Origin of the sequence: Bacillus sp. FSL P2-0069 (genome assembly GCF_038593315.1) — a bacterium.
GTDB lineage: Bacteria > Bacillota > Bacilli > Bacillales > Bacillaceae > Bacillus > Bacillus safensis.
Genome location: NZ_CP151984.1, coordinates 2,553,842 through 2,580,285, shown reverse-complemented (window position 1 = coordinate 2,580,285; position 26,444 = coordinate 2,553,842). Strand labels below are relative to the sequence as shown.

27 protein-coding genes are annotated in these 26,444 nt (G+C 40.6%); 16 read left to right on the top strand and 11 right to left on the bottom strand.

From position 1 onward, the window contains the following. The first annotated feature begins 147 nt into the window (after positions 1-147). The 4 genes from NSQ34_RS13175 to NSQ34_RS13160 all read left to right on the top strand — a co-directional run bounded on the left by NSQ34_RS13175 (position 148) and on the right by NSQ34_RS13160 (position 3,674). Positions 148-1,728, top strand: coding sequence for an acyl--CoA ligase (locus NSQ34_RS13175; protein ID WP_065214526.1), 1,581 nt, complete (start codon positions 148-150; stop codon positions 1,726-1,728). Between the two features lie 132 nt (positions 1,729-1,860). Continuing rightward, complete coding sequence (locus NSQ34_RS13170) at positions 1,861-2,475, top strand: LysE/ArgO family amino acid transporter (protein ID WP_268456600.1); 615 nt, start codon at positions 1,861-1,863, stop codon at positions 2,473-2,475. 253 nt (positions 2,476-2,728) lie between these two features. Further along, the gene (locus tag NSQ34_RS13165; protein ID WP_111926315.1) at positions 2,729-3,481 is read left to right on the top strand and encodes a hypothetical protein; all 753 of its coding nucleotides are present in this window, start codon (positions 2,729-2,731) and stop codon (positions 3,479-3,481) included. Between the two features lie 16 nt (positions 3,482-3,497). Then, entirely contained in the window at positions 3,498-3,674 is a 177-nt protein-coding gene (locus NSQ34_RS13160; protein ID WP_176966874.1) for a hypothetical protein, read from the top strand. A 51-nt stretch (positions 3,675-3,725) separates the two neighbouring features. Here NSQ34_RS13160 and NSQ34_RS13155 read toward each other — a convergent pair whose 3' ends face one another. Next, positions 3,726-4,157 (bottom strand): MarR family transcriptional regulator, encoded by a 432-nt coding sequence (locus tag NSQ34_RS13155; RefSeq protein WP_111926317.1) that lies wholly within the window; start codon positions 4,155-4,157, stop codon positions 3,726-3,728. 119 nt (positions 4,158-4,276) lie between these two features. On the opposite strand from NSQ34_RS13155, the gene NSQ34_RS13150 reads away from it, so the two are divergent. Both NSQ34_RS13150 and NSQ34_RS13145 read left to right on the top strand, forming a co-directional pair. Beyond that, positions 4,277-4,861, top strand: a complete 585-nt coding sequence (locus tag NSQ34_RS13150; protein ID WP_111926319.1) for an NAD(P)H-dependent oxidoreductase — start codon at positions 4,277-4,279, stop codon at positions 4,859-4,861. A 103-nt stretch (positions 4,862-4,964) separates the two neighbouring features. After that, positions 4,965-6,317 carry an amidohydrolase family protein gene (locus NSQ34_RS13145; protein ID WP_111926321.1) on the top strand — a complete coding sequence of 451 codons (1,353 nt, stop codon included), beginning with the start codon at positions 4,965-4,967 and terminating at the stop codon, positions 6,315-6,317. 38 nt (positions 6,318-6,355) lie between these two features. Here NSQ34_RS13145 and NSQ34_RS13140 read toward each other — a convergent pair whose 3' ends face one another. Together NSQ34_RS13140 and NSQ34_RS13135 are read right to left on the bottom strand one after the other, a co-directional pair. After that, positions 6,356-8,293 carry an ABC transporter permease gene (locus NSQ34_RS13140; RefSeq protein WP_111926323.1) on the bottom strand — a complete coding sequence of 646 codons (1,938 nt, stop codon included), beginning with the start codon at positions 8,291-8,293 and terminating at the stop codon, positions 6,356-6,358. Continuing rightward, on the bottom strand, positions 8,283-9,044 hold the full coding sequence (locus NSQ34_RS13135) for an ABC transporter ATP-binding protein (RefSeq protein WP_024426158.1): 762 nt from the start codon (positions 9,042-9,044) through the stop codon (positions 8,283-8,285). The genes NSQ34_RS13140 and NSQ34_RS13135 overlap by 11 nt, the downstream gene beginning before the upstream one ends. A gap of 327 nt (positions 9,045-9,371) precedes the next feature. Here NSQ34_RS13135 and NSQ34_RS13130 point away from each other — a divergent pair, with 327 nt between their 5' ends. Continuing rightward, positions 9,372-9,716, top strand: coding sequence for a PadR family transcriptional regulator (locus tag NSQ34_RS13130; RefSeq protein ID WP_176966875.1), 345 nt, complete (start codon positions 9,372-9,374; stop codon positions 9,714-9,716). Then, positions 9,707-10,960, top strand: a complete 1,254-nt coding sequence (locus NSQ34_RS13125; RefSeq protein ID WP_176966876.1) for an FtsW/RodA/SpoVE family cell cycle protein — start codon at positions 9,707-9,709, stop codon at positions 10,958-10,960. The genes NSQ34_RS13130 and NSQ34_RS13125 overlap by 10 nt, the downstream gene beginning before the upstream one ends. Before the next feature lie 61 nt (positions 10,961-11,021). Here the strand turns inward: NSQ34_RS13125 and NSQ34_RS13120 are convergent, their stop codons facing one another. The 8 genes from NSQ34_RS13120 to NSQ34_RS13085 all read right to left on the bottom strand — a co-directional run bounded on the left by NSQ34_RS13120 (position 11,022) and on the right by NSQ34_RS13085 (position 19,396). Further along, positions 11,022-12,026 (bottom strand): sensor histidine kinase, encoded by a 1,005-nt coding sequence (locus NSQ34_RS13120; protein ID WP_070326336.1) that lies wholly within the window; start codon positions 12,024-12,026, stop codon positions 11,022-11,024. Further along, positions 12,026-12,715, bottom strand: coding sequence for a response regulator transcription factor (locus NSQ34_RS13115; protein ID WP_065214755.1), 690 nt, complete (start codon positions 12,713-12,715; stop codon positions 12,026-12,028). Before NSQ34_RS13115 ends, NSQ34_RS13120 begins: the two co-directional genes overlap by 1 nt. Positions 12,716-12,824: 109 nt before the next feature. After that, positions 12,825-13,745, bottom strand: coding sequence for an iron-hydroxamate ABC transporter substrate-binding protein (locus NSQ34_RS13110; protein ID WP_176966877.1), 921 nt, complete (start codon positions 13,743-13,745; stop codon positions 12,825-12,827). A gap of 197 nt (positions 13,746-13,942) precedes the next feature. Further along, the gene (locus NSQ34_RS13105; protein ID WP_024424818.1) at positions 13,943-14,542 is read right to left on the bottom strand and encodes a response regulator transcription factor; all 600 of its coding nucleotides are present in this window, start codon (positions 14,540-14,542) and stop codon (positions 13,943-13,945) included. Continuing rightward, on the bottom strand, positions 14,539-15,675 hold the full coding sequence (locus NSQ34_RS13100) for a sensor histidine kinase (protein ID WP_034279595.1): 1,137 nt from the start codon (positions 15,673-15,675) through the stop codon (positions 14,539-14,541). Before NSQ34_RS13100 ends, NSQ34_RS13105 begins: the two co-directional genes overlap by 4 nt. A gap of 116 nt (positions 15,676-15,791) precedes the next feature. Beyond that, positions 15,792-16,847 carry a fatty acid desaturase gene (locus NSQ34_RS13095; protein WP_034279598.1) on the bottom strand — a complete coding sequence of 352 codons (1,056 nt, stop codon included), beginning with the start codon at positions 16,845-16,847 and terminating at the stop codon, positions 15,792-15,794. Positions 16,848-17,035: 188 nt separating this feature from the next. Further along, the gene (locus NSQ34_RS13090) at positions 17,036-18,478 is read right to left on the bottom strand and encodes a DEAD/DEAH box helicase (RefSeq protein ID WP_041115008.1); all 1,443 of its coding nucleotides are present in this window, start codon (positions 18,476-18,478) and stop codon (positions 17,036-17,038) included. Between the two features lie 114 nt (positions 18,479-18,592). After that, complete coding sequence (locus NSQ34_RS13085; protein ID WP_034279604.1) at positions 18,593-19,396, bottom strand: NAD kinase; 804 nt, start codon at positions 19,394-19,396, stop codon at positions 18,593-18,595. Between the two features lie 445 nt (positions 19,397-19,841). Between NSQ34_RS13085 and sppA the strand changes: the two genes are divergently transcribed. From sppA to NSQ34_RS13045, 8 genes are all read left to right on the top strand, one after another. Beyond that, positions 19,842-20,843: a signal peptide peptidase SppA gene (gene sppA / locus NSQ34_RS13080; RefSeq protein WP_024424813.1), complete on the top strand. Its 1,002-nt coding sequence runs from the start codon at positions 19,842-19,844 to the stop codon at positions 20,841-20,843. Positions 20,844-20,857: 14 nt separating this feature from the next. Further along, positions 20,858-21,382 carry an RDD family protein gene (locus NSQ34_RS13075; protein ID WP_024424812.1) on the top strand — a complete coding sequence of 175 codons (525 nt, stop codon included), beginning with the start codon at positions 20,858-20,860 and terminating at the stop codon, positions 21,380-21,382. Between the two features lie 97 nt (positions 21,383-21,479). Beyond that, positions 21,480-22,187: a DUF2953 domain-containing protein gene (locus NSQ34_RS13070; protein WP_176966878.1), complete on the top strand. Its 708-nt coding sequence runs from the start codon at positions 21,480-21,482 to the stop codon at positions 22,185-22,187. Between the two features lie 14 nt (positions 22,188-22,201). Beyond that, the gene (gene ytfJ / locus NSQ34_RS13065) at positions 22,202-22,654 is read left to right on the top strand and encodes a GerW family sporulation protein (RefSeq protein ID WP_007501733.1); all 453 of its coding nucleotides are present in this window, start codon (positions 22,202-22,204) and stop codon (positions 22,652-22,654) included. A gap of 112 nt (positions 22,655-22,766) precedes the next feature. Continuing rightward, complete coding sequence (gene tpx, locus NSQ34_RS13060; RefSeq protein WP_024424810.1) at positions 22,767-23,267, top strand: thiol peroxidase; 501 nt, start codon at positions 22,767-22,769, stop codon at positions 23,265-23,267. Between the two features lie 88 nt (positions 23,268-23,355). Beyond that, a complete protein-coding gene (locus NSQ34_RS13055; protein WP_034279615.1) occupies positions 23,356-24,330 on the top strand; it encodes a class I SAM-dependent methyltransferase in 975 nt (324 codons plus the stop codon). 229 nt (positions 24,331-24,559) lie between these two features. After that, positions 24,560-25,744, top strand: a complete 1,185-nt coding sequence (locus NSQ34_RS13050; RefSeq protein ID WP_024424808.1) for an acetate kinase — start codon at positions 24,560-24,562, stop codon at positions 25,742-25,744. Between the two features lie 105 nt (positions 25,745-25,849). Beyond that, positions 25,850-26,365, top strand: coding sequence for a MogA/MoaB family molybdenum cofactor biosynthesis protein (locus NSQ34_RS13045; protein WP_024426150.1), 516 nt, complete (start codon positions 25,850-25,852; stop codon positions 26,363-26,365). The last annotated feature ends 79 nt before the right edge of the window (positions 26,366-26,444 follow it).

Sequence of the window (26,444 nt, the reverse complement as noted above, 5' to 3'; positions counted from 1 at the left end):
ATTTTTAAAAAAGAAGACGGATGAAAAAAATTATGGCATAATACTAGGAGTAGGTCCTAATTCAAGCATTTTTCAGTTATGAGTGTTAGAATAGGTAAATTGAAACATGTTTCGTTTCATAAGAAAGAGGCTAAAAGGAGCTGTACCATGAAAAGAGAAGACTTAATTGCACCAGAACAATATAACTTAGTCAGCGAGATTGAAGCGTTCAGTCATGACAAGGAGAAAATGGCCCTGCACTGGCAGGACGGCAATGGCCACGAAGCGCATGTGACGTATGCAGCATTAGTGGAAGAGGCAAATAAAATTGGACATGTTTTATTAAAAGCAGGCTTCAAAAAAGGCGATAAAATCATTGTGATGGTGCCGCGCATGCTCGAGGCATACAGCATTTATTTAGCGATTTTGAAAACAGGAATGGTCGTGATTCCTTGTTCAGAAATGCTGCGTGCAAAAGATATAGATTATCGAATTGAACATGCAGAAGCAAAGGGAGCGATCGTTTACTCTTCATTCATTCAATCGTTCGACGGAACCAAACAGCCAAACGATTTTAAAACATTCTCAATCGGTGAAAACGATCATGGCTGGAGAAACATTCTAGCGCAAAAAGAAGAGCAATCAAACGAACTTGAATTGGCAGATACAAAGCGCACAGACATGGCGTTTTTATCCTACACATCAGGTACAACAGGGAACCCAAAAGGGGTTGTTCATACACACGGATGGGCGTATGCACATTTACGCACAGCTGCAAAAGCATGGCTCTCCATTAGTGAAGGAGATAAAGTATGGGCAACAGCAGGACCAGGCTGGCAAAAATGGGTGTGGAGCCCCCTCTTATCTGTGTTAGGAAGTGGAGCAGAAGGCTTTGTGTATGGAGGGAAATTCAATCCAAATACATACTTAGAGCTGCTTCAAAAAAATGAAATCAATGTCCTATGCTGTACACCGACAGAATATCGCTTTATGGCAAAAGTAGATGATTTAAGTCAGTACGAGCTGCCAAAGCTGCATAGTGCTGTTTCTGCGGGAGAGCCGCTGAACCGTGAAGTCATTGATACATTCAAAAAGCATTTCGATATAGAAGTACGAGACGGCTATGGCCAAACTGAAAGCACACTGCTCGTAGGGGTGCTAAAAGGAATGGACATCAAGCCAGGCAGTATGGGAAAACCAACCCCTGGCAACGAAGTAGATATCATTGATGAGGATGGAAACGTCTGCGCACCTGGAGAAATTGGTGACATTGCGGTCCATCTTGAAACGCCGGCTTTATTTAAGGAATACTATAAAGACGAAGAGCGTACAAAGGCGCAGCGCCGCGGAAATTACTTTATTACGGGTGACCGCGCGAAAAAAGACGAAGATGGGTACTTCTGGTTTGAAAGCCGCAGAGATGACATCATTGTCAGCTCAGGCTATACAATTGGACCGTTTGAAGTAGAGGATGCGCTGATCAAGCATCCAGCAGTGAAGGAATGTGCAGTTGTGGCAAGCCCGGATGAAATCAGAGGATCAATCGTGAAGGCATACGTCGTCCTTCGTGATGGAACTGTGCAAAGTGATGAATTGATCAAAGAGCTGCAAACACATGTGAAAAACACAACAGCACCATACAAATACCCAAGAGAAATCGAATTCATTGACGAACTGCCAAAAACACCGTCAGCGAAAATTCGCCGTGTAGAGCTGAGAGAAAGAGAGCTTGCACGAAAAAATAAATAATGAATAAATGAGAAGCGTTTGGATGGAAGCATCCAGCGCTTTTTTTGTACGGAAAATGAAATTTATTGAAAGCAGGCAGGGTGCTTTATGTTAAAATATGTAGGAATTTCTGAAAAAGGAGAATGTTAGTAGATGTCCATTGCGATCATTCATGGAATTGTACTTGCCTTTGGTCTCATTTTACCTTTGGGCGCACAAAATGTATTTGTATTTCAACAAGGAGCGCTGCAGCCTCGATTATATCGAGCATTGCCTGTCGTCATCACGGCTGCTCTTTGTGACACACTTTTAATTGCTTTAGCTGTCATAGGTGTTTCTGTTGTGGTGTTTACCATTCCAGTGCTGCAAATCGGTCTTTATATCATTGGTTTCTGTTTTTTAGTTTATATGGGATGGTCTGTATGGAACACAAGCTCATCAGCAGGGGATCAAGAGAAGCAGAAATTAATGCCTGCAAGAAAACAAATTTTATTTGCTTGTTCAGTTTCTCTTTTAAATCCCCACGCGATTCTCGATACGATTGGTGTCATTGGTACGAATTCGCTGCAATATAGCGGAGCAGAAAAGCTGGCGTTTACACTTGCCTGTATCATCGTGTCCTGGTTATGGTTTATGGGGCTCGCCCTTTTAGGGAAGATGTTAGGAAAGTTAGATACAAACGGCAAATGGATGAACCGTATTAATAAGGCTTCAGCGGTCATGATCTGGCTGGTTGCGTTATACATTGCGTATCAATTGATTGTGTAAAGATACATAGAGAATTAAACAAAGAAGCGTTTGGACGTAATGATCCAGCGCTTTTTTGTGTATCGGACAGACTTTCCAGCCAGTGTCAGCATGATCTTAAGAGGTAAATCAGATGCAATTGCCTAGAGGAAATGATAAAGAGTAGGATTTATGCTACATTATCACCAGTGGGTTTTATTGGTAATTAAGTGCATTACATTATTTTCCTTTAATGGTTATAATCTTTATTAAATTTACTAAAGGAGGCTATATGATGAAGATAAGAAAAATGTTTTGTATGTTATTGTTCATATCACTTTTATTTGGACAATATCCTTTGGGAAACGCTGTTACCGTAAAGGAGGACGAGCCTTTTAAAAAGATACAAAATGATAAAGCAGCAGAAAAACTCATAAAAAAGGCAAAAAAAAGCTCTCAATTTTTAGAGGCAAAAGAATTAGCCCAAAAGAAAGGATATCTATTAAATGGAGAAAGTGCAGCAGTTCATTTGAAAGCTGCTAAAACGGATGTTGTCTATTTTTATCTGAAAAAACAGAAGTCAGATAATCAGCTGCTTAACAATGTTTCCTTCATTTCTGTTTCACTGAGTCAAATAAAAGCTCACTATATTCAACTTGCGGAATACGATGAGAAAGGGAATTTGCACTCATATTTCTTTCAAAATGGAAAATTGAAAAATAAGTTCCTTATCAACCAAAAAGGGGAGTTTTTAAAAGGATCTTTTACCTATGGTGAAAATGGTGCAAAGCAAGATATGATGGAATTAAATAAAAAAATTGTCCAAATAGATGATTCAGAAATCCAAACGAGTTTTAATTGGAACAAGTTTTGGAACTGCTTAAAAAAGCAAAGCGGCCCGAATGAATCTCTTCCGTTACGTTCAATGGTTCTAGGAGCGTGTTATTATATTTGTTTTACGGGACCTGCTAGCTGTATTGCATGCGCAGTGATTAATGGAGGTATATCTGCAGGATTGGCCGGTTATTGTGTGAAAAAAGTTTGGTGAATAGGGGGTTTTTAGAATGGCTCATAAAGAACAGCGTAAAGAAGTAGTTCTAGCTGTTTTAGATACGTTAACATTTGGTATACCAGTGTTGCTATGGAATTTATATAAGAATACAAATACAACATTGAAATTCATGATCCCGATCATTCCGATTGTTGGTTTCATAACATATTTTTTAGCATCCCTTCATTAATAAGATAAAAATCCTTAGCATGAGCGTAACGCTCATGCTTTTTTCATTAGGTCATTTTTTGAAAATCGTTTGATTTAATAGGCGGAAAGCTTGTACGATATCATCCATTTGTTCTATATCCGAGGGAGATAGGCTGTCTATTAGCATCTTTTCGATATGCTGGAAGGCTTCGTTCATACGGGTACGGCCTTTGTCAGAAAGCATAATGACATGCTTTCGTTTGTCATCACGGTCTTCTTCTCTATCAATGAATTGTTTTTCGTGCAGTTTTTTCAGTTCTCTGCTGACATTTGGAAGAGACATATGCTGGCAGTCTGCGATTTCACTAGGAGTAAGCGGTTCGCTGACCGCTAGCTGCTCTAGAATCAAATATTGTAAGGTTGTTAACTCTGGTGGTTTGACTTTTCTCATCAGGTCATGTTTTAACTCTGAAAAAGTAGAAGCAAATGTGACGAATTCCTTAAAGAAATGTGGATGTTGCATGTTGATCACCTCCTACGTAACATATCAAATTTATTATCAAAAAACAATTATCATTTGACAACTAAATAAGTAAGGTGTATTCCTTTGTTATCAAATGATAACTAAAGAAAAAAACATGAATGTACTCAATTATTTATACTCATCCTCATCACAATAGTTTAAATGGTGCTTTTTTAAAAGAAATTGTTAGAGGCAGTGAAGAAAATCCAATCGTTCAAGAAGTGAAAATCATCGATTTATATCAAGAAAAATTTAATCCTGTGCTTGTTTTTAATGAAGAGAAAAAAAGACGTGATATGCATAAAGACCCTGACATTCGGGTGTATCAGGATAAGATCAAGTGGGCGGACAAAATCGTGTTCGTTTATCCCATTTGGTGGGGGCGGCCGCCAGCTATGCTGCTTGGCTTTATTGATCGCATGTTTGCTGCGAATTTCGCCTATCGTCAAACAGGCGGGCTGCTTCCAGAAGGACTGTTAAAAGGGAAAAGCGCCGTTTGTGTATCGACGATGCAAGGACCAGCCAACTATCCTTTGTTCTTTTTACAAAATGCGCACAAGATGTTAATGAAACGTGCTCTCTTACAATATGTCGGAATCAAATCTGTGAAATTCTCTGAGTTTGGGATGATGGAAAGTGCAAAAGGGAGACATGACATCAAATTAAAACGCACATACAACTATTTCAGAAACATCAGCTGTTAACATATTGGGATAAGTCACTTTTCTTCTAATTTGATCCTGTTATGTTTTAAAATGACATTGAAGCGGGGTCACTCATCCTCGTCATTTGAAAAGGGGGATATGGATGAAGAAAACATTGTTTAAAGATGCAGCTCTTTTAACACTGGATCCATCTTTAGGTTTTCTTGAAAAGGGAGATTTATTAATTGAAGGGAAACATATTTTAGAAGTTGGACCTTCAATTGAAGTAAGCGATGCTGACATTGTTGATGCATCTGATATGGTCATCATGCCAGGTCTTGTAGATACACATCGGCATGTGTGGCAGTCTGTCATCCGGGGCATAGGAACAGATTGGTCTTTGCAGACATATTTGAGCAAAATCTATTATGGCAACTATGGAGCGATGAGACGCCCATCCGACGATCGAATCGCCAATTATTTAGGGGCATTAGAGGCTTTAGATGCAGGTGTGACCACGTTTTTAGACTGGACGATGATCAATTCAATGGATCATACAGAAGAGCTCATTGAAGGATTAAAAGATGCGGGCATACGAGCTGTTTTTGCTTTTGGGTCCTCTGGAGATGCTGAATATTGGGATAGAGAGAGTACGCTCACCAATATGGAGGACGCAGCACGTGTGAAAAAAGCGCATTTTCAATCATCAAATCAGCTTTTAACAATGGGACTTGCGATTCGTGGACCAGAGTTTTCTTCATGGGAGACGTCGGTATTTGAAATTGAAACAGCCCGGTCTCTAGATGCTCTATGCAGTATGCACATCGGCTTTGGGAATTGGGGAGCGGAGGATCGATCGATTGAGCGGCTTCATAAAGCAGGGTTACTCGGACCGGATTTGAACATGGTGCATATTAATGCAATTGATGCGGATCAAATGAAGATGCTGGCAGACAGCGGAAGCTCCATATCCATTACCCCTGAAATTGAAATGATGATGGGTCACGGTTATCCTGTCACAGGACTTGCGATTGCACAAGGTGTTCTTCCAACGCTCGGTGTAGACGTAGTGACAGCGACAGGAGGAGATTTGTTTGCCCAAATGAAATTCGGACTTCAAGCAGAGCGCGCGATCCAAAATCAATCGTTGTTAATGGATGGGATCATGCCGGGGCCTGAACTTGGGCTGTCTGCTCATCAAATGCTTGAGGCTGCGACGATCAATGGCGCTCGTGCATTACAGCTCGATCATAAAATTGGGTCGCTTACACCTGGGAAAGAAGCTGATTTCATCCTAATCGACCGGACAAGCATGAATCTTCTGCCGATGACAGATCCGGCTGGCGCGGTTGTCCAAACGGCACACCCTTCAAATGTTGATTCTGTTTATGTGGCTGGAAAAGCCGTGAAACAAAACGGAAAGCTTGTCGGTGTGAATCTAGAAGAGGTCAAACGAAAAGCTTATGCAGCAAGAGACCATATTTTATCACACAAGTTTGAATCAACACCTTCGTAAATAAAATAACCCCATAGGCGATGCCTATGGGGAATTGATTACAAGGATTCTTTAATGACCTTTTTATAATATTGGACAGACAGGAATCCGAAGACAGAATAGAGGGCAGTGTAAATCGACATGACGATAAGCATTGGAGTCCACAATTCTCCACCGAACAAAAACCAGCCTGATTGTACAGCAAAGTAGCTGTGCAGCAATCCGATGATGAGCGGAATCCCAAAGTTAAACAGCTGTTTAAGCCGGATGCCTTTTAATAGATCCTTCTCAGTAAAACCAAGCTTACGCAAGATTGTGTAGGAGCTTTGTTCCTCTTCACTTTCATTCATTTGTTTAAAGTATAAAATACAGCCTGATGTCACAAGGAAGCTGAGACCTAAAAATCCGACCACAAACATCATTAGTCCTATTGTCTGCTTTTGCTGCTGAGCTGAAGCTAATTGAGACATGCTTTTGTCACTTAGTTTTAAAGATGTAAACACGCTATTTGCTTGTTCAAGATTTTTATCATCTTTTATATTAACTGCGTTATATTGGCTATTCTCAAGCTGCAGCTTTGGATCTTTCTGCTTGTCGAGCTCCTCAAAAACATTTTGACTCACGACGGCAACAGGCAGACCGCCAAAAGTGAAGTTGTAAGAAATGAGATAATCTTTCTTCATATCCATGACTTTCAAATCAACAGGCTCCTTGATGAGAAGCTTCACATCGCCTGAGCTTTGAATCGGCATGAATTTCTTTAATAGATCACTGTAGCCGCTTAAAATCACTTCGCTTTTTTCCACATGAATATTTGGTGCGTTTTTCTCACTGATCACAGGCAGTGTCAATACGCCTGGATCATTATTCATATTTTTCAACTCTGAATCCATGATTTTTTTCGCATCAAATTTTGCTTGAATCACTTTGACCTGCTTTTGATCATAAGCAATATGTTTGTCAGAAAGTGCACGAGTGAAGGTTGCTGCTTCTTTTTCTGAGCCCATGACGAAATGAGCTGGAATTTGCTGCTCAGCGGTTTTTTCTGCTGAGTAATAGGAAATGTAGCTAAGGGCCAGCAAACCGATGGCAAGTGCAGATACGGTTGTAATGATCGTTAAAAGCAGTGCATTTGATTTTAGCCGGAACATAATGGATGACAAAGATAACACTTCGTGAATGGCGAGATAGCCATTTTTTCTTTTACGTACGATATTGGCTATGAAAGAAACAGAGCCTTTGTAAAAAAGAAAGGTACCGATGATGACAGAGGCTAGAATATAAATCATGGCTAAAAGTAACTCAAGCATCGACGTATATGACCCGGTAAAAAGCTTAGAAGAAATATAATAGCCTGAGCTGATCAAGACAATACCGAAAACCCCAATGATGATTTCAAACACAGAGATCTTTTTCACACGCTGTTCTGTCGAAGATGTTGTTCTAAACAAAGATAAAATGGTCTGTCTATTAATAAACCATCTATTTCTTAACATGATTAATCCATAGATGATGAAAAAGACGATAAGTGTCTGTAAAAGGGCCATGCCTGAAAAGTGCAGGTTGGCGATGGCGCTGACGCCGGTTACTTTAAATAGCACCATCAGCATGAGTTTTGAACCGATAAATCCAGCTATGATGCCAACACCCATGGAGAATACGTATAGAATAAAATTTTCTGCATTAAGCAGTTTGGCAATTTTTTGTTTCGTCATGCCAATGAGCTGAAGGAGGCCTATTTCTCTCCCTCTGCGTTTAATAAAAATGCTGTTCGCATATAACAGGAAGATCCCAACAATGGCAATGAGTAGTACAGAAGCGGCTTTGATCGCCGCACCGCCCTTAATGGAGCCTTTTACATCATCAAGTGCTGGTGAGTACTGCAAGGTGACAAAGGAAAAATAGAGCGCGACACTAAACACGAGAGCAAACACATATAAATAGTAATTCTTCAAATTTTTCTTCAGGTTACGGAAGATGAGCTGATTAATGTTCATGCTTCACACCGCCTAAGACACCTTGCGTTTTCATAATATCCTCGAAAAACATTTTTCTTTCTAAAGCGCCTTTATTCAACTGTGTATAAATCTGTCCATCCTTGATAAAAATGACGCGGCTTGAATAGCTGGCTGCGACAGGATCATGTGTCACCATCACAATGGTCGCTTTTCGTTTACGATTGAAATCTTGCAGCTTGTTGAGCAGGTCAGATGCAGATTTGGAATCAAGTGCCCCTGTAGGTTCATCAGCGAAAATAAGACTTGGTTCATGAATGAAGGCACGAACCGCCGATGTCCGCTGCTTTTGTCCACCAGAGAGTTCATTCGGGTATTTGTCTCTTAGTTCATAAATCCCCATGTCTTCTGCGAGCTGCTGAAAACGTTCAAAAGCTTCTTTTTTTGGTGTTTTGGAGATGGATAAAGGCAAAAGAATATTTTCTTTGACCGTGAGTGTATCAAGTAAATTATAATCTTGAAAAACAAAGCCAAGCTGCTTTTTTCTAAATTCCGCAAGCTGCTGATCCTTCATTTGCGTCATCTCAGCATCTGCAATACGAATGGATCCGCTGGACACATGATCGATAGAGGACAATACGTTCAGAAGGGTTGTTTTCCCCGAGCCTGATGGCCCCATAATACTGACAAATTCCCCGGCTTCAATGGTCAAATCAATGCCGCTCAGCACCTCTTGTTTGTTGAATTTATTTCCATAGCTTTTATAAATTTTGCGAGCTTCTAAAATGTTCATTTGCTGAACCCCTTTTTCTTTTAATTGATATCTCTAGTATAAAAAGAAGCCTGCTAGACGTCCTTCGATTTGGCGAACAAAATAGACGAGCATGTGACATTGTTGTCACATGCCTGTTTTTTAAACAAATTGTATGTATACCAGTTTCTTATCAGGATAAGTTTTCTTTCCCCATTTATTTTATCTGTTTTTTACTCTTATGTATCAATCTTCTCTGATTTTTCATGTCATGATGTTGTTTGGAAGCTTTACATGGTCATTTTATTCATGTATGATATGCATATTGAATATATGCATAGTAAATCTATGTATTGGAGGTAACTAAGAATGAAAGTGAGTAAAGAGCTTCTAAAGGGAAGTACAGCTACCCTTATATTAAGCTTATTAAATGAAAGACCAATGTATGGATATGAAATGATTAAAGAATTGGAGGCGAAGTCGGAAGGGGTTTTCAGTTTTAAAGAAGGGACAATCTATCCTATTTTGCACAATTTGGAGACGAAAGAATTCATTATCTCTTACTGGGGCGAAGGGAGTGGCAACCGGAAAAGAAAGTATTACAAAATCAATGAACAAGGGAAAGCATTGATGCAGGAAAAGAAAGAAGAATGGAACGTATTCAAACATGCAGTCGAAGGCGTTTTGAACGGAGAGAAAATCGCATGGGATTAGATAAAAAGTTCGAGAAGTATGTCAAAAGTGTATGTAAACGAATTAAAAATAAAGATGTTCATTCGAGTGTAAAGCTTGAACTGATGGATCATCTATACACACTAAAAGAGGAAGCGATGAATGCTGGGAAGTCTGAAGAAGAGGCGGTAGATCAAGCGTTGAACCAAATTGGTGATGCGGAAATCCTCGGAACGCAGCTTCATGAAACACATAAAACCCAAATCGATTTTAAAATGATTCTTCTAGTATTAGCCACTTGTTCTTGCGGGCTGCTTGTGATGTACTTTTTGCAGTTTCATTCAGAATTTACAAATTTTCAAAACATGAATATTTTTTATAAGAGTCTTGCCTTTTATCTAGTTGGTCTAGTACTTATGTTTGGTTTGTTTTCATTCGATTATCGGCGCTTATTGAAATACTCTTGGCATTTATACATTGGGACACTCGGAATGCTTATTTTTTCGATGATGTTCGGGGCAAGAATGAACGGTGTTCTTTTTTTAAGAATAAGTGATGCATCTATTAATTTGACTGAGATTATGCCTTTTCTTCTAGCTATTTCTTTAGCAGGTATCTTTCACAATTGGAGTTGGGAGAATGGGTTCAAAGCTTGGCTTGGGTTAGGGATGATGGCTTTACCAATTATTTTAATCAGTACGATTGGTTTTCTTCCTGCGACCGTTATCTGTCTGGTCATGTGCTTAACCGTGATGTATGTGTCTAGCGCAAGTTTATGGCAAATCATTATGCTGACAGCAGCAGGCATTTTATATCTGATGGTTGAATTATTTTCTCTTTTTCAAGCAGATGGGCACCTTTCCTTTTATAGAATTCATGAATTCAGCTCAAACGGGCTTCAGATCACCCCTTATGCCATGTCTGAAGTTCACACGGATTGGATGTTTACATATATCATTTATTCATTTGGCTGGTTGGCAGGACTGATTGCGCTCCTGTTGTTTGTCATCTTTATTTACAGAGTATTTCATACAGCAAAACGAGTGAAAATGGCTTATGGCAAAATGGTCATGACAGGTTTAGCCGCTGTGTTTGCAGCAAAATGTCTCTTAAGCATTTTCACAAACTTTGGTTTTCTGCCTTTACCTGGAGTGTCTATGCCTTTCATGAGTTATGGAGGTTCACATATTCTTCTAGAAATGATGGCTGTTGGGCTGATCTTAAGTATTTATAGACGGAGACAGATGGGAGATGTTTTTCGCCAAGAAGCGGGAAGTATTTCCTAAGTAAGCCACCTCAATCTCTTCGCGCAAGTTTTGACAGCCGCGAAGAGATTGTGATTGCTTTTCACATGCTCGCAATATGAACAAAATCATTCTTTTTCGGAAAGATGAAGGTGAAGGTTGTACCTTCATCTATCGTGGAGTTGACCTCGATCGTCATATGAAGAGCGTCTGCTCCTTTTTTCGTTAAATAGAGCCCCATTCCCGTTGAGGCGGTGTCATTGTGATGTCTTGTTGAGGTAAAGCCTTTTTCAAAAATACGAGAGATGTCTCTTGGATCAATTCCTCTGCCTTGATCTGTAATCGTCAGCATGACTTTTTCATCTATTTGCTTGCTTTCAATGACAATATCGGAAGAATGGCTGTATTTGACTGCATTTGTGAGTACCTGTCTGATCATAAAGGATAACCATTTTATATCACTTAATACGGTACGTTCCTCCAGCGTCAGCTCAAAGCCGATTCCTTTTTGCATACACCAGGATTGGAGCGCTTTGATTTCTTTCGCTATGATGCTTTGCAGGTCCAGCTTTTCAATGAATAAATCATTTTCGATATGACGTACTCTGCTTTGGTGCAGCTGGGCATCAAGTAATAAATGGATTCTGAGCCACTCATACGTCATATTTGATTTCAGCGGCTGATCTGTTAAGCGGTCAATCATTAAGCGCATCGCTGTAAGCGGTGTTTTGACCTCATGTATCCAAGAGAGCAATTCATCTTTTTCTTCTTCAAGAGCGATTTTCTGCTCTGCTGCCATCCGCCGGTAGCGTGCAATTTGCTCTGACGTCGCATCATGGATGAGCTGCTCAAATGGGGAAGAGGGGGTTAGCCGCATTTGATGTTCAATGTCATCATCCCATTCTTTGAGCCTCTCATAATAAGCCGTTTCTTTTCGATATCGAAAAAAGAGAAAGACAATCATGAGAAAGGTAGACAATAGAACAATATAAAAAAGAGAAGCGATTGGAATGGTCGTATCCAAATAAGCAACAAACAGAATGAGGAGCTGCAAACTAAGAAAGAAAAGAATCCAGCTTCTTCGTTCTTTTAAAAATGCTTGCAGCATCATTGATCATCCTTTTCCTTTGCAAGATAGCCTTGACCCACTTTTGTCTCAATGAAGGCGCCAAGGGAGATCTCGTCTAGTTTTTTTCTGAGGCGGTTGACGTTTACAGTCAGTGTATTATCACTGACAAACCGTTCATCCTCCCACAATGCTTGAATGAGTGATTCACGGCTGACGATATGATTTTTATGCTGAATCAATTCCTTGAGAATAAATAACTCATTTTTCGTTAATTCAACCTCACCGTGATCATTTGTTACGGTGTTTTTTTCTAGGTCAATCGTAGCGCCGCACCATACCTTTAGGCTGGCCGGTTCTGCATTATAATCATGCACACGGCGAAGAACAGCACTAATTTTGGCAATGAGTACGTCAAAGTGGAAGGGCTTTTGCACAAAATCATCGGCTCCGAGCTGCATCGACATGACCATATCAGCAGGGTGGTCTCTTGAGGAGAGGAAGATGATCGGAACATTTGAATGATGCCGAATCATCCGGCACCAGTGAAAGCCATCGTATTTTGGCAGCTGTATATCAATAATGACGAGATCAGGCTGGACAGACGTGAATTCCTGCAGCACCTGATGAAAATCTTGAATCCCATAGACATCATAGGACCAGTTGACTAGACGTTCTTTGATTTCTTGGAAGAGGGTTGTATCATCTTCAATCAGTAGAATCTTAAACAAAATCAGCACCACACTTTTTGTATTCACTTGTTGTCATTGTAGCGGAAAAAAGTCCCTGCCGCTAGAAGCAGACAAGAAAAAAGCAAGGGAAGAGGTCCCTTGCTTCAGCTTATTTACCTAAAAAGTGCTTTTTAAAGAATGATAGTTGGAATTCAAGTGTGAGTGGGTCATTAAAATAGAATTCCTCTGCATTGGCTTCATACACACGATGTTTTTTGACAGCCGGGATGGACTTGTAAATTTCACTGTTTTGATAGGAATTGTCCATTTCGCTGTTTTTACTAATGATCATATAGTCTCCTGCAAATTCAGGGATGACCTCCTGTGAAACTGCGTAGTAGCCGGCTTTTAATGCTTTTTCTTTCACTTTCTCAGGCATTTTCAGTTTCATGGCTTGATAAAGAATTTCTGTTCCGCGGCCCCATGCATCTCCAAAGACGTAAAGATCTTTTGTGCCACTTTCAAAGACAGAAACGGTTGCATCTTCGCCGATTTTTGCTTTGATTTCTTTTCCAGCTTCAGCTGCGCGTTTTTTGAAATCTTTAACCCAAGCTTTTGCTTCTTTTTCTTTGTTTAATACTTTTCCAATTTCAATGTGCTGCTGAAGGTAATCAACTTTGTTATACGTAAATAAAACGGTTGGTGCGATTTTTTTGAGCTTTTCTACATTTTTAGTATTGCTTAAGCCAATGATGACGTCAGGCTTTAGCTTCATGATTTTTTCTATATTGGCATCCGATACTTCTTCCACACCTTTTAATTCCTTTTGGAAGCGCGGATTCTTTTTTGACCAGGAGTCAACGCCGACAAGGTTCACACCAAGTGACATGACATTACCTGTGTAAGAGCCGAGAACAACGACACGTTTTGGATGCGCTGGCAGCTTCACAGGACCATTTTCTGATTGATATGTAATTTTGTCTGATGATGTGGATTGATTTCCTTTATTTGAGGAAGAGGTGCTGCTATTGCCACATGCGCTCAATACAAGTACAAAGATGAGCATCAGAGGGAACAATATTTTCTTCATGAATGTAGACTCCTTTGAAATCGGCACATAAGCCGGATATTGGTGGTATTAGTGATAATGATAATTATTATCACTTGGATATCATATCATAGAACTGTGGGCTGTTGTCAATGACATTTTGATAGCTGGTGATAAAAAATAAAGAGGGGATTTTCGATAAAAAAAAGATCAAGGCAGCATGTGTCCTGATCTTTTTTCTATTTAAACCAGCCTTTTTCTTTTGATCGTGTAATGGCTTCGATGCGGTTTTTCACTTCCAGCTTATCTAAAATAATGGAAATGTAGTTCCGGACAGTGCCGCTTTTAATGCTCAGTTCTTTTGCAATTTCTTTTGTGTTTTTACCATCTGCGACGAGTTCAAGAACCGATTTCTCCCGCTCCGTTAAAGGGTTTTCGTCACTATATAAGTCTTCCATCAATTCAGGTGCGTACACCTTTTTCCCTTTCATCACACTGCGAATGGCACTTGCCAGCTCCTCGCTTGGGCTGTCTTTCAGCATGTAGCCGCTGACGCCAGCTTTTAGCGCCCTTTGGAAATAACCGGAGCGGGCAAAGGTCGTTAAAATGATGATTTTCACATCTGATCCTTTAAGCTCTTCTGCTGCATCAAGTCCGGATTTTCCCGGCATTTCAATATCCATTAAGCAAATATCAACAGGGTGTGTTTTGGCAAAATCGATGGCATCTTGGCCGTTCGTACCTTTCCCAACAACCGTCATATCGTCTTCTAAATCGAGAAGTGAACCGAGTGCACCAAGCAGCATTTGCTGATCTTCTGCGATAAAGATGTTGATCATTTCATCCCCTCCTTTTCTTTTGCTGCTGAATCATTTGGAATGCTCATAATGAGCTTTGTCCCGTCTTTTGTTTCAATACGCAGGCGGCCATTTGCAAATTCCAATCTTTCTCTTATTCCTAAAAGGCCGTGACCCTTCGTTTGAGAGGGCGGATAGTCGCCTTTAAATGTTCCGTCGTCCTCAACGGTGATGATGGCTTCCTTTGATTTTTGGTGAATGGTGATTTTACAAACAGTCGCGTCACTATGTTTGACGACATTTGTCACCGCCTCTTTGATGCACATGCTCACAATGTTTTCGTTCAGAAGTGAGATGTGTTTCGGTGCTTCCTTTTCATCATAGATCAACTCAATGCCAGCTGCATCGAGAATTTGCTCGATGTTCGACATTTCCTCTTTGATTCGGATCCCCTTCATGGAGGAAACAATCTTCCGTACTTCATTGAGAGACGTTCTGGCGGTCTGCTGGACGCTTTTGAGTTCGGCACGGGCCTGTTCAGGGTCTTTATACACGAGTTTACGGGCAAGATCACTTTTTAACCCGATCAAAGAAAGCTTTTGTCCAAGGGTGTCATGCAGGTCGCGTGCAATGCGCTGCCTTTCTTCAAGCTTCACAAGATCAGCAATCCGTTCATTGGCATATTCTAATTTCTCCTCAAGCCGTTCACGTTCCTTCCTGCTCCGAATGCTGAGAGGAAGAAGAATGGCACTAATCAGGGTGATCACGACAAAAGGAATTTGTGTGAGAAACCAGCCCTTTTTTAAGATCAAACTAAAGTTCACCGCTATAGCAGCGCTCCCTAGATGAATATAGTATAAGATATAAAAAGGTACTTTTCTTTTAATATGCCCATTGAAATAGGCGATGCAAAAAGCGAAATAAATATAGCTGTAGAGCATCACATAACCAGTTGAAATACCGATCAATAAAAGACCGAAGACATATAAAGACCAGCCTTTTGCGACAAAGGCAAAACGATACACAGCGAAAAAGACGACGTTCAAAATAATGCCGATCACAATACCTAAAGTCGAAGGTGTTTTAAAGATAAAATAGAAGGGCAGGATGAAAAAAATGGCCCATATATAGGGAGAAATCCCATGCAATTTTTGAATTTTAAACTGTTTTTTCATCCGTGTGCCACCTTTTCCGTTTTCGTTCTTTTTCCTTACTTTATCAAATTCAACTTATGGTTGCATCCTGTAAATGACAACAAGCTCCTTCTAGTGTAAGAAAGAGCTTGCACCAATTATGCATTTTTCTTTAGAATGTCTCCTTTAATGACAGGTGCGGGCATCTTCTTAGATTGCCGTGCTTCTTTAAAGGTAACGAATGCTTTCGTTTCTTCATCCCAAAGTCTAAATTTCATTGATTCAATACTTGTTTTTAAAGTGATGGTTGGAACATTTTGAAGCGGCTCACTATGATCATGTGCATGCTCCAAGTGATAATTCGGTACCCTCGGACTTAAATGATGGACATGGTGATAACCGATATTGCCTGTTAACCACTGAAGAAGCTTTGGCAATTTGTAAAAAGAACTGCCTTCTACCGCTGCCTGCACATAATTCCAATGTTCATCTGCTTCAAAGTAAGAATCCTCAAACGTATGCTGAACATAAAACAGCCATACACCGATTGATCCTGAGATCAGGAAGATTGGACCTTGGACAAGCAGGAACTCCTGCCAGCCAAAAAGAAGACACGTTGCAGCTGCTAGCGCAATGATGCTCACGTTTGTGAAATACGTGTTCCAGCGCTCTTTTTTACGTGCATTTTTGACGTTGAAACGGTTTTTTAAGAGAAAGACAAAGATCGGACCTAAAATAAACATCACAAAAGGGTTACGGTAAAATCTGTAGCGAAATTTTGTCCATGCTGATGCTTCTTGATATTCTTTGACTGTCAGGAGCCAAATGTCGCCAGTACCTCGTTTGTCTAAATTACTACTTGTGGCATGGTGAATTGAATGATCTCTTTGCCATTGAAGATAAGGGAAAAGGGTGAGTACGCCCGTTAAAAAACCGAACAGGTGATTCAGCGGCTTCTGTTTGAAAAAGGATTGATGGCAGCAGTCGTGAAAAATAATAAAGACACGTACTAAAAAACCAGCTGCAATAACCGCAAAAAAGAGGGTTAAAAGGTAGGAGATGTTCAGGCTATAATAGGCAAGAAACCAAAGCCCCAAAAATGGAATGAATGTATTAAAGAGTTGAATGATACTTTTTTTTGAATCAGCACCAGAGAATTGGCCAACTTGTTTTCTTAAAGAGGCTTGCTGCTGTGTGTTTGTTGAAGTCGTCATGAACGTTCAAGTCCTTTCCGTTTCTTTCTTCTTCAAAGTATAGAAGGAAAGGTGTCATACTCATAGTAGCACCCATCATGTATTCAATATGACATTTGTCATGTTTGACCTCAAAAAGGCTGATGGGATCACGGTTTTGAGTTTATTTCTCATCAATAAAAAAAGTAAAGGCGCTGGGCCTTTACTTTTTATGAACGAGCTTCATGTACTTTTAACTGCTTGCCTTTAATGGTTGTGTGGCGCATAGCATTCAGCACAAGAGGGCCTTTGCCGTTTAAAATATCGACATATGTTTTTGTGTCTTGAATCGTAATAATCCCAATGTCATCGAATGCAACGCCTTCTATTTTGGCAATGGTCCCAACGAAATCAACAGCCCGCAGTTTCTTTTTCTTTCCGCCGTTAAAATAAAGCTTCATAATATCCTTCTCAACGCCTGCCTGTTTATTTTCCTTTTGAATAGGCGTTTCAATCTTTTCTTCAAAGCTTTCTACATGCTTTTCTGCTTCTTCCTTTGTCGGATAAGGCTGAGTTTGAAAATCTATGCCGGCATCCTGCTTTAATTCATCAATAAGCGGCTTTGCATTCTTTGTCATAAACGCAATCGTTTTCCCGCTTTTCCCCGCTCTGCCTGTTCTGCCAGTCCGGTGAATATAGCGCTCTTTTTCATAAGGAAGATCATAATGAATGACATGCGTCATATCACTGACATCAATTCCCCTGGCTGCTATATCTGTTGCGATCAGATAACGGAATTCACCTTTTTTAAATTCATCCATCACATCAAAGCGGTCTTCCTGTCTCATGCCGCCATGAATTTTGTCACAGGGCACATCCCATTCGTCCAGCTTCAGCGTGAGTTCATTCACCCGGTCTTGTGTATTACAGAAAATAATGCAGCTATCTGGATTTTCAATGACGATCGTACGCTGAAGAAGGGAGAATTTCGATTCTTCTTCTGTTTCAATCACGGTGTGAGTGATTTGCTGTACAGACGTTTCTTCACGTGCGATCTCAATGACTTTGGGTGATTGTAAAAACTGTTCGCTCAATTTCTTCATGTCATCAGACATTGTCGCTGAAAACAGCATCGACATGCGCTTTGGCGGCAGATACTGAATAATAGAAGAGACTTGATCGATAAATCCCATGTTCAGCATTTCATCCGCTTCATCTAACACGAAAAATTTGAGATTTTCTAAAGAAAGGGTGCCTTTCTCAAGGTGATCCAAAATGCGGCCTGGTGTCCCGCACACAATATGGTTTTTCTGTGAAAGCTCTACTTTCTGCGCTTGAAAAGGGGCTTTTCCATAAATGGCTGCGGCTTTGATTCGTTTGAATCGCCCGAGGCTTGTGAGGTCTTGTTTGACCTGCATGGCGAGCTCTCGTGTTGGAACGAGGATGAGGGCTTGAGGTTTATTTTCAGCCCAATCAACCATTTCACAAATCGGCAGACCATAGGCTGCAGTCTTGCCGCTCCCAGTCTGAGATTTGACGATTAAATCCTGCTTTGAAAAAGCAATTGATAATGTCTCGTGCTGAACAGGTGTTGGTGTATGGAAGTGAAGCGCTTCTAACGCTTGTTTCAATTCATCACTTAATGGATATTGATCAAAATGTTGTAATGTCATCGTGTTCTCCTTTTCGTACATTCATACTTGTGACATCATACCATAACCATGACCGTGAATGAAAAGACATAGAAAAAAGCCCCGTAAAGGAGCTTTCAGCGTGCGGACAAATTCTCAAAGGAATCTGCGTTTTACTTTTTCCCAGTAAGAGTTGTCTTTTAATTTCACCGTTTTAATGACTTTTCCTGAAAGGCCAATGTCAATTTGTTTGACGTGTTTTGTGCCGAGTGCTTCGTTATCAAGCCCGATAATTGGATGATCGTTTCCATCCTGCACTACCTTCAGCGTCAGCTTGCGGTCACTGCTCAAGATGAAAGGAGCGCCTAATGTACGGTAAGAGTTGTTATTCAGCGATGCAAGTTCTGTGACCTGCATACAAGGAAGCATCGGATCAACCACGGCGCCGCTCACGGATTTATTGTAGGCCGTTGAGCCAGTCGGAGTGGAAATAATCATGCCGTCGCCTCTAAAAGTTTCAAAGTGGAAATCATCTATATACACATCGATCACAAATGTTTTAATAATGCTGGAGCGGATTGACAGTTCATTTAAGCAATGGAACTGGTTTGTGCTGTCAACGCTTACATCGATGATCGGATATTTTCTCACTTCAAGCTGTTCAGTATTCATGGCATCAATCATTTTATCAAAATGCTCTAACGAGAAATCGCAGTATAGGTGCGTATTCTCTGATTTTGATACCCCTACATACAAGCAGTCATCCCGGAATTTTGTTTTACGTACTGCTTGAAGAAATGTGCCATCCCCGCCAATAGAAGCAATAATGTGGGCATCCTCTGCACGCTTGACGACGTGAAAGCCTTGATCAGTAGCGAGCTTCTCGAGAGAAGAAATGTGTCCATCCAATTCATGATCTTTTTTGTAAAAGAAAAATACATTGCGACGATTGTCTGTCATTGACGTTCTCCCCTTTGCTGTCAAAAATAATTTTCAATGATAAAGGGCTTACATGAAAACCCTTGCTCACATTTTACACTTTTTTCATATGAAAGTAAAAATTTTAGAAAGAACCATCTGAAGATCGGATTGCTTTATGAGAAATGAGTCGATGTGAGTGATTTGAAATGGCTGAATCCTGAGCATAATTGAATAGCCGTTTTCTCATGAAAGAATGGTTTAGGTGTTTCGTTGCGGTGAAGATCTAGCCTATTAGGTGCAGGGAGAGGATAAAAAAGCCAATTTTTCGTCATGCGCATGTCTAAGTAGACGATGTAAAGTTGATCGTTATTTAAGAGAGGTGCTATCATATGCCTACATGAAATGTAAAAAAACCACAATTCCTGTGAAACATTTCGTGTGGGCATTCGTATGAATGAAGTGAGATAAAAAGGAGGAGAAAAAGATGAATGCGAAAAGATGGGTAGCACTAATTATTGCACTTGGTGTTTTCGGATTTTCAATTGTAATTAGTGTCACGATGGCCTTGTTCGATAGCTTCAATGACAATAAAATGAGCTATCAATTCGGGGATGAAATAGAAGAGAAGGTACTAGAGAATGGCAGCGGTGCAGGCAAGATTGCTGTTCTTGAGATTAATGGAACCATTCAAGATAATGGCGGCGCATCGAGCCTATTAGGCGGAGAAGGTTATGATCATCGTGCATTCCTCAAAGAACTAGATAAAGCGAAAGAGGATGCTTCTGTAAAAGGTGTACTTCTGCGCGTAAACTCTCCTGGCGGCGGTGTCTATGAAAGTGCTGAAATACATAAAAAATTAGAAGAAGTGAAAAAAGCGAAGAAGCCGATTTACGTATCTATGGGATCCATGGCAGCTTCAGGCGGCTACTACGTGTCAACTCCAGCGAAGAAAATCTTTGCTTCACCTGAAACATTAACAGGATCGTTAGGTGTCATCATGCAAAGCTTGAATTATTCAAAGCTCGCAGATAATCTGGGTATTAAATATGAAACGATTAAGAGCGGGAAATTCAAAGATATCATGTCTCCAAACCGTGATATGACAAAAGATGAGCGCAACATCATGCAAAGCATGGTCGACAACTCTTATGAAGGATTTGTCAAAGTGATCTCTGAAGGACGCGGCATGTCAAAACAGGAAGTCAAGAAAATTGCTGACGGCCGGGTATATGACGGGACACAAGCAAAATCGAACGGATTAGTCGATGAGCTTGGGTATTATGAAGATGCATTAAAAGCGATGAAGAAAAATGAAAAAGGCTTAAAAGGAGCAACAGTGGTCAGCTATTCTCAAAGCTTTGGCTGGAACTCTCTTTTCAACATGAGTGCAAGCAAGCTCTTTAAAAGCGAAATTGATTTTCTGAATTTAAAAGAAACACTGGCTGGCTCAAATGGGTCTAAACCGATGTATCTCTATTCAAAATAAAGGAGGGATCATAGATGGATTCTACATTCGATGAAGTAAGCGAAAGCCGCAGCCAAGAGGAAGAATCGAAGCCGGCCTTTGTGAAGCGCGCTTCAATTGAAGCACAGGCGTTTGCAGGTTTTTGGATTAGATTTTGGGCATTTATTCTTGATTGGCTCGTCGTCTGGGGTGTAAACCATTTGACGGTTTCTCCAATCTTTAGTCTGTTTGGCTGGTCCAAAGGAGGGGGATGGTTTTCTCCATTTTCCGTCACAACGACGATTGTATTCCTCCTTTATTTCGCCATCATGACGAAAATCTTTCAACAAACACTTGGCAAGATGGTGTTTGGGATTAAAGTGGTCTCACTTCAGCCTGAGAAGAAGCTGGCATGGGATGTTATTTTCTTTAGAGAGATTGTGGGACGCTACATTAATACGATCTTTATTCTCTATGCTATCGTTGGGTTCTCACCGAAAAAGCAAGGGGTTCATGATTACTTTGCCGATACGGTGGTCGTCCATGAACATTTATATGAAAAAACAGAATCAAACGTATAATCAGAGGGAGTTTGGCCGTAACGGTCAAACTCTTTTTTGTTGATTGGGTATAAAATCCAGAATGAGAGCCATAATCGTAGGGGAAGCATCATTTGTTATGGAGGAAGTGAGCACAGTGCTTTACGTTTGGATCGCAGCGTTTTTGTTTCTTGTGATCTTGTTGATTTTCATGAAAGTAACCATTTCGCTGGACTATTCGCATACAAACGACAATGACCACATTGCACTGAAGGTCATCACCTTATATGGATTGGTCAGACTCAAAAAAGAGATTCCGATGGTGAGGGTCAATCCAGAAGACCAAACGATTGATATTCGTGAAAAGAAAATGAAGAGCGCCAAAACGCCTGATCACGAAAAAGAATCGATGCATAAAAAAGTAGGAAAACGTGATATGAAGCAGATCCTTCATCAAATGGAGCGCATCACAAAAGAGATTGTCGATTTAAACCGGATCATGCGCAAGTTCTTCATCCACGTAAAGATTGACTCGTTTCACTGGTCGACATGGATCGGCTTTCAAGACGCCGCTTTAACAGGTGTAGCAGCCGGCGGTGTATGGTCAGTTAAAGGAGCACTGCTTGCCTTTATGCAGGAGCATCTCACCTTTAAGCATAAACCGATATATGAAGTCATTCCGGCCTTTCAGCACAATGTGTCACAGACTCAGTTTACATGTATAGCTTATTTCCGTATTGGACATGCTATGCTTGCAGCCATTCGTTTACTTGTCCATTGGTTAAAAGGAAGAAAGGCGAGAAAAAGTGCCTCTCTTCAAGCAACGAAGAATGAATCATCTGTTTAAGGAGGAACCCGAAAATGGCAGATCATCCAATCCAAGGTCTCATGAAGACAGCGATGGAAAACTTAAAAGAAATGATAGATGTGAATACAATCATCGGCGATCCAGTCGAAACCCCTGACGGCAGTGTCATTCTCACTGTGTCAAAGGTTGGTTTTGGATTTGCAGCCGGCGGCAGTGAATTTAACGGGAACCAAAAGAAAGAAAAGCGTTCTGATGAACAGGAACGAAAAGAACCGAGACTCCCATTTGGCGGCGGAAGCGGCGGCGGGGTGTCGATTACACCAATCGCCTTCTTAATTGTAGGAACAAACGGAGTTCGAATGCTTCATTTGGATGAACACACACATCTGCTCGATAAAATATTGGATTCTGCTCCTCAAGCAATTGAACGTCTTCAGCACATGTTTAAGAAGGATGAGCGGGAGCACCGTCACAAAGAACGAAAACTAGATGACATAGACCTTTAAAAAGTTAGCTGCGCTGCAGTTAACTTTTTTTGCAAAATGGACGATTAGGCTTTGCAGTTTTTTGCTTTCTCTACTATGATAGAACCATACATTTGAAAAGGGAGGAATTGTTTTGGCATCGATCACATTTAAAGGAAGTCCTGTCACGCTTGTAGGAAATGAAGTAAAAGTAGGCGAGCAGGCTCCTGATTTTACGGTATTAACGAACTCACTTGGAGAAGTTTCACTTTCTGATTTAGCAGGAAAAGTGACGATCATCTCAGTGATTCCTTCTATTGATACAGGTGTGTGTGACGCACAAACAAGACGTTTCAATGAAGAGGCAGCGGGTTTAGGTCCTGTCAATATTTATACGATTAGTGCAGACCTTCCATTTGCACAAGCACGCTGGTGCGGAGCAAACGGAATTGAAAATGTCGAAACATTATCTGATCACAGAGATATGTCATTTGGTGAAGCATTCGGAGTGTATATGAAAGAATTGCGTTTATTGGCGCGCGCAGTCTTCGTATTAGACCCTAACGGAAAAGTGGTTTACACTGAATACGTAAGTGAAGCAACGAATCACCCAAATTATGAAAAAGCCATTGAAGCTGCAAAATCACTGTTATAAAAGCAGCATCGACAAGAGCTCCGGCTTCATCCTGGGGCTCTTTTCAATGAGAACATATAGCTTTTAACAAAGCGAGGAGAGAAAAGCATTGCAGAAAGATCAAGTAAGTACGATTTTTGAACTGCTCGATACAGCTTCTATTCGATTAAAAAAGGAACAGAGCATTTCTTATATTGAAGCATTGGCAGAAGCAGGAGAAGCCTTTTTCCAAGCAAATGATCGAAACGGTTTATTAAAGGATTTAATAGAGAAAGCAGATTTTGCTTCTTATGATCATGAGCAGATTCGTAAAGCGTTTCAGCTCGCCGTATTGAAAGGTCAAAAGGATATTTCTCATCCAAATCGCCAGATGACACCAGATACGATTGGACTGTTTGTCAGCTATTTGGTGAACAAATTTTTAGATGGTCAAAAAGAGCTTGTAGTCTTTGATCCAGCAGCGGGAACAGGAAACTTACTTCTTGCAGTTTTAAATAATCTCACTGCAGAAACAAAACGCGGCTTTGCGTCTGAAATTGATGATGTGCTCATTAAAATTGCTTGGGCGCAGGCGAATTTAGAGGAGAAAGAAGTTGAGCTTTTCCACCAGGACAGTCTTGAGCCGCTTCTGATCTCACCGGCAGATGTCACTGTATGCAGTCTCCCAGTCGGCTATTATCCAAATGATGAGCGTGCAGCAGACTTTGAATTAAAGGCAAAAGAAGGACATGCTTTTGCCCATTATTTATTCATTGAACAAAGCCTTCGCTACACAAAAGAAGGCGGCTTCCTATTCTTCATCATTCCAAACGATTTGTTTGAAGGAAAAGAGAGCGTACAATTAAAGGATTTCATCAAAGATCATGCGTATATGAATGCGTTAATTCAGCTGCCAGTGTCCATGTTTAAGGATAAAAAACACGCCAAAAGCTTATTTGTGATGCAAAAGAAAAAAGAAGGGCTGGAAGCACCAAAACGAATGCTGTTTGCCAATCTTCCATCTTTCTCACAGAAGGAAGCAATGGTCGGTGTGATGAGAAAACTAGACCAGTGGTTTATAGAAGAAAAAGAAACGAAAGAATAGCCAGAGTGATTTCTGGCTATTTTACTATTCAGAAAATAACGACTTATTGATGTAAGCGATAACAGTTTGAAGGTGCACTTGAAATGCAAAGTTTTCAATGTTTAAATGAAAAAGTCAGATATTTTTCGGACTTATCGTTAAACTATAAAAGACCCGTCAAACAGGTTGAATATAGCACCGGAAAAAACGTGAAACCTTATATAACAACTGAGTAAAAGGAGCGACAGTAATGTCCAAAATTATTGCAATCAACGCAGGAAGCTCATCTCTTAAATTCCAATTGTTCGACATGCCAGAAGAAACCGTTTTAACAAAAGGGCTTGTTGAAAGAATCGGAATGGACAACAGTATCTTCACGATTTCTGTAGATGGAGAAAAGAAAACAGAAGTGACAGATATTCCAGATCACGCAGTAGCGGTCAAAATGCTGCTTGAAAAACTAACTGAATTTCACATCATCAAAGACTTTAATGAAATTGATGGCGTAGGACACCGCGTTGTTCACGGCGGAGAGAAATTCAGCGATTCTGTTCTTTTAACTGATGAAGTGATCAATGACATTGATCAGCTTTCAGAGCTTGCACCACTTCACAACCCTGCAAACGTTGTAGGAATCAAAGCATTCAAACAAATTCTGCCTGACGTACCAGCGGTTGCTGTGTTCGATACAGCATTCCACCAAACTATGCCAGAGCAGTCTTACCTATACAGCCTTCCGTACGACTACTACAAAAACTTTGGTATTCGTAAATACGGATTCCACGGGACAAGCCACAAGTTCGTTACAGAGCGTGCAGCAGAGCTATTAGGCCGTCCACTAGAAGAGCTTCGTCTGATTTCTTGCCACCTTGGAAATGGTGCGAGTATCGCAGCAGTTGAAGGCGGAAAATCAATCGATACATCTATGGGCTTTACACCACTTGCTGGTGTTGCAATGGGTACACGTTCTGGTAACATTGACCCTGCCCTTATTCCATTTATTATGGAAAAAACAGGACATACTGCTGAAGAAGTGCTTTCTACTTTGAATAAGAAGAGTGGTCTTTTAGGTGTGTCTGGTCTGTCAAGTGACCTTCGTGATATCGAAGAAGCAACAGAAGAAGGAAACGACCGTGCAGAAGTTGCTCTTGATATTTTTGCGAGCCGTATTCATAAATACATCGGCTCTTATGCAGCTAGAATGAATGGCGTAGATGCGATCATCTTCACAGCTGGAATCGGTGAAAACAGTTCAGAAGTAAGAGCACGTGTACTTCGTGGTCTAGAATTCATGGGCGTTTACTGGGATCCATCCCTAAACAACATGAGAGGCGAAGAAGCATTCATCAGCTACCCGCACTCACCTGTAAAAGTAATCGTCATCCCAACAAACGAAGAAGTAATGATTGCAAGAGACGTTATGCGTTTAGCGTAATCAAGTTTGAGAAGCTCTTTTCCAATAAGGAAAAGAGCTTTTTTCTGTTAAAAGCAGCATGCTATAATGTTGTCCAATATGAAGCAAAAGGGAGCGGTGCGAAAGATGAGCGTGACAGAACATAAACGTGAGGCGAAAGAAAGGCTTTATGTGAAAGTCATTACGGTCAGTGATACAAGAACGAAAGATACAGATAAAAGCGGCCGTCTGATGATTGATTTGCTCAAAGAACAGGGACATCTTGTTCTTGCATACGATATTGTAAAAGATGATATAGGATCGATTCAAGACGCTGTGCTGGAGGGAACAAGCGAACCGAAAATAGATGCCGTCTTGTTAAATGGCGGCACAGGAATTGCTGCAAGGGATGTGACCATTGAAGCAATCACCCCTCTTTTTTCCAAGGAACTGCCTGGCTTTGGCGAAATCTTCCGCATGCTCAGTTATACAGAAGACATAGGTTCAGCTGCTATTTTATCCAGGGCAACGGCAGGGGTCGTCAATCAAAAGGCTGTCTTTGCCACGCCGGGATCTACCGGAGCCGTTCGTTTAGCCATGACCAAACTCGTGATTCCAGAGCTTCCTCATGTCTTACGAGAGCTTGAAAAGGATCAAAAATAGCCCAAAATGACTCTGCCAAGAAAATTTGGCAGAGTTTTTTTCATAAAGGGGTTGAAAAAACAATTTTTCCTTGTTACAG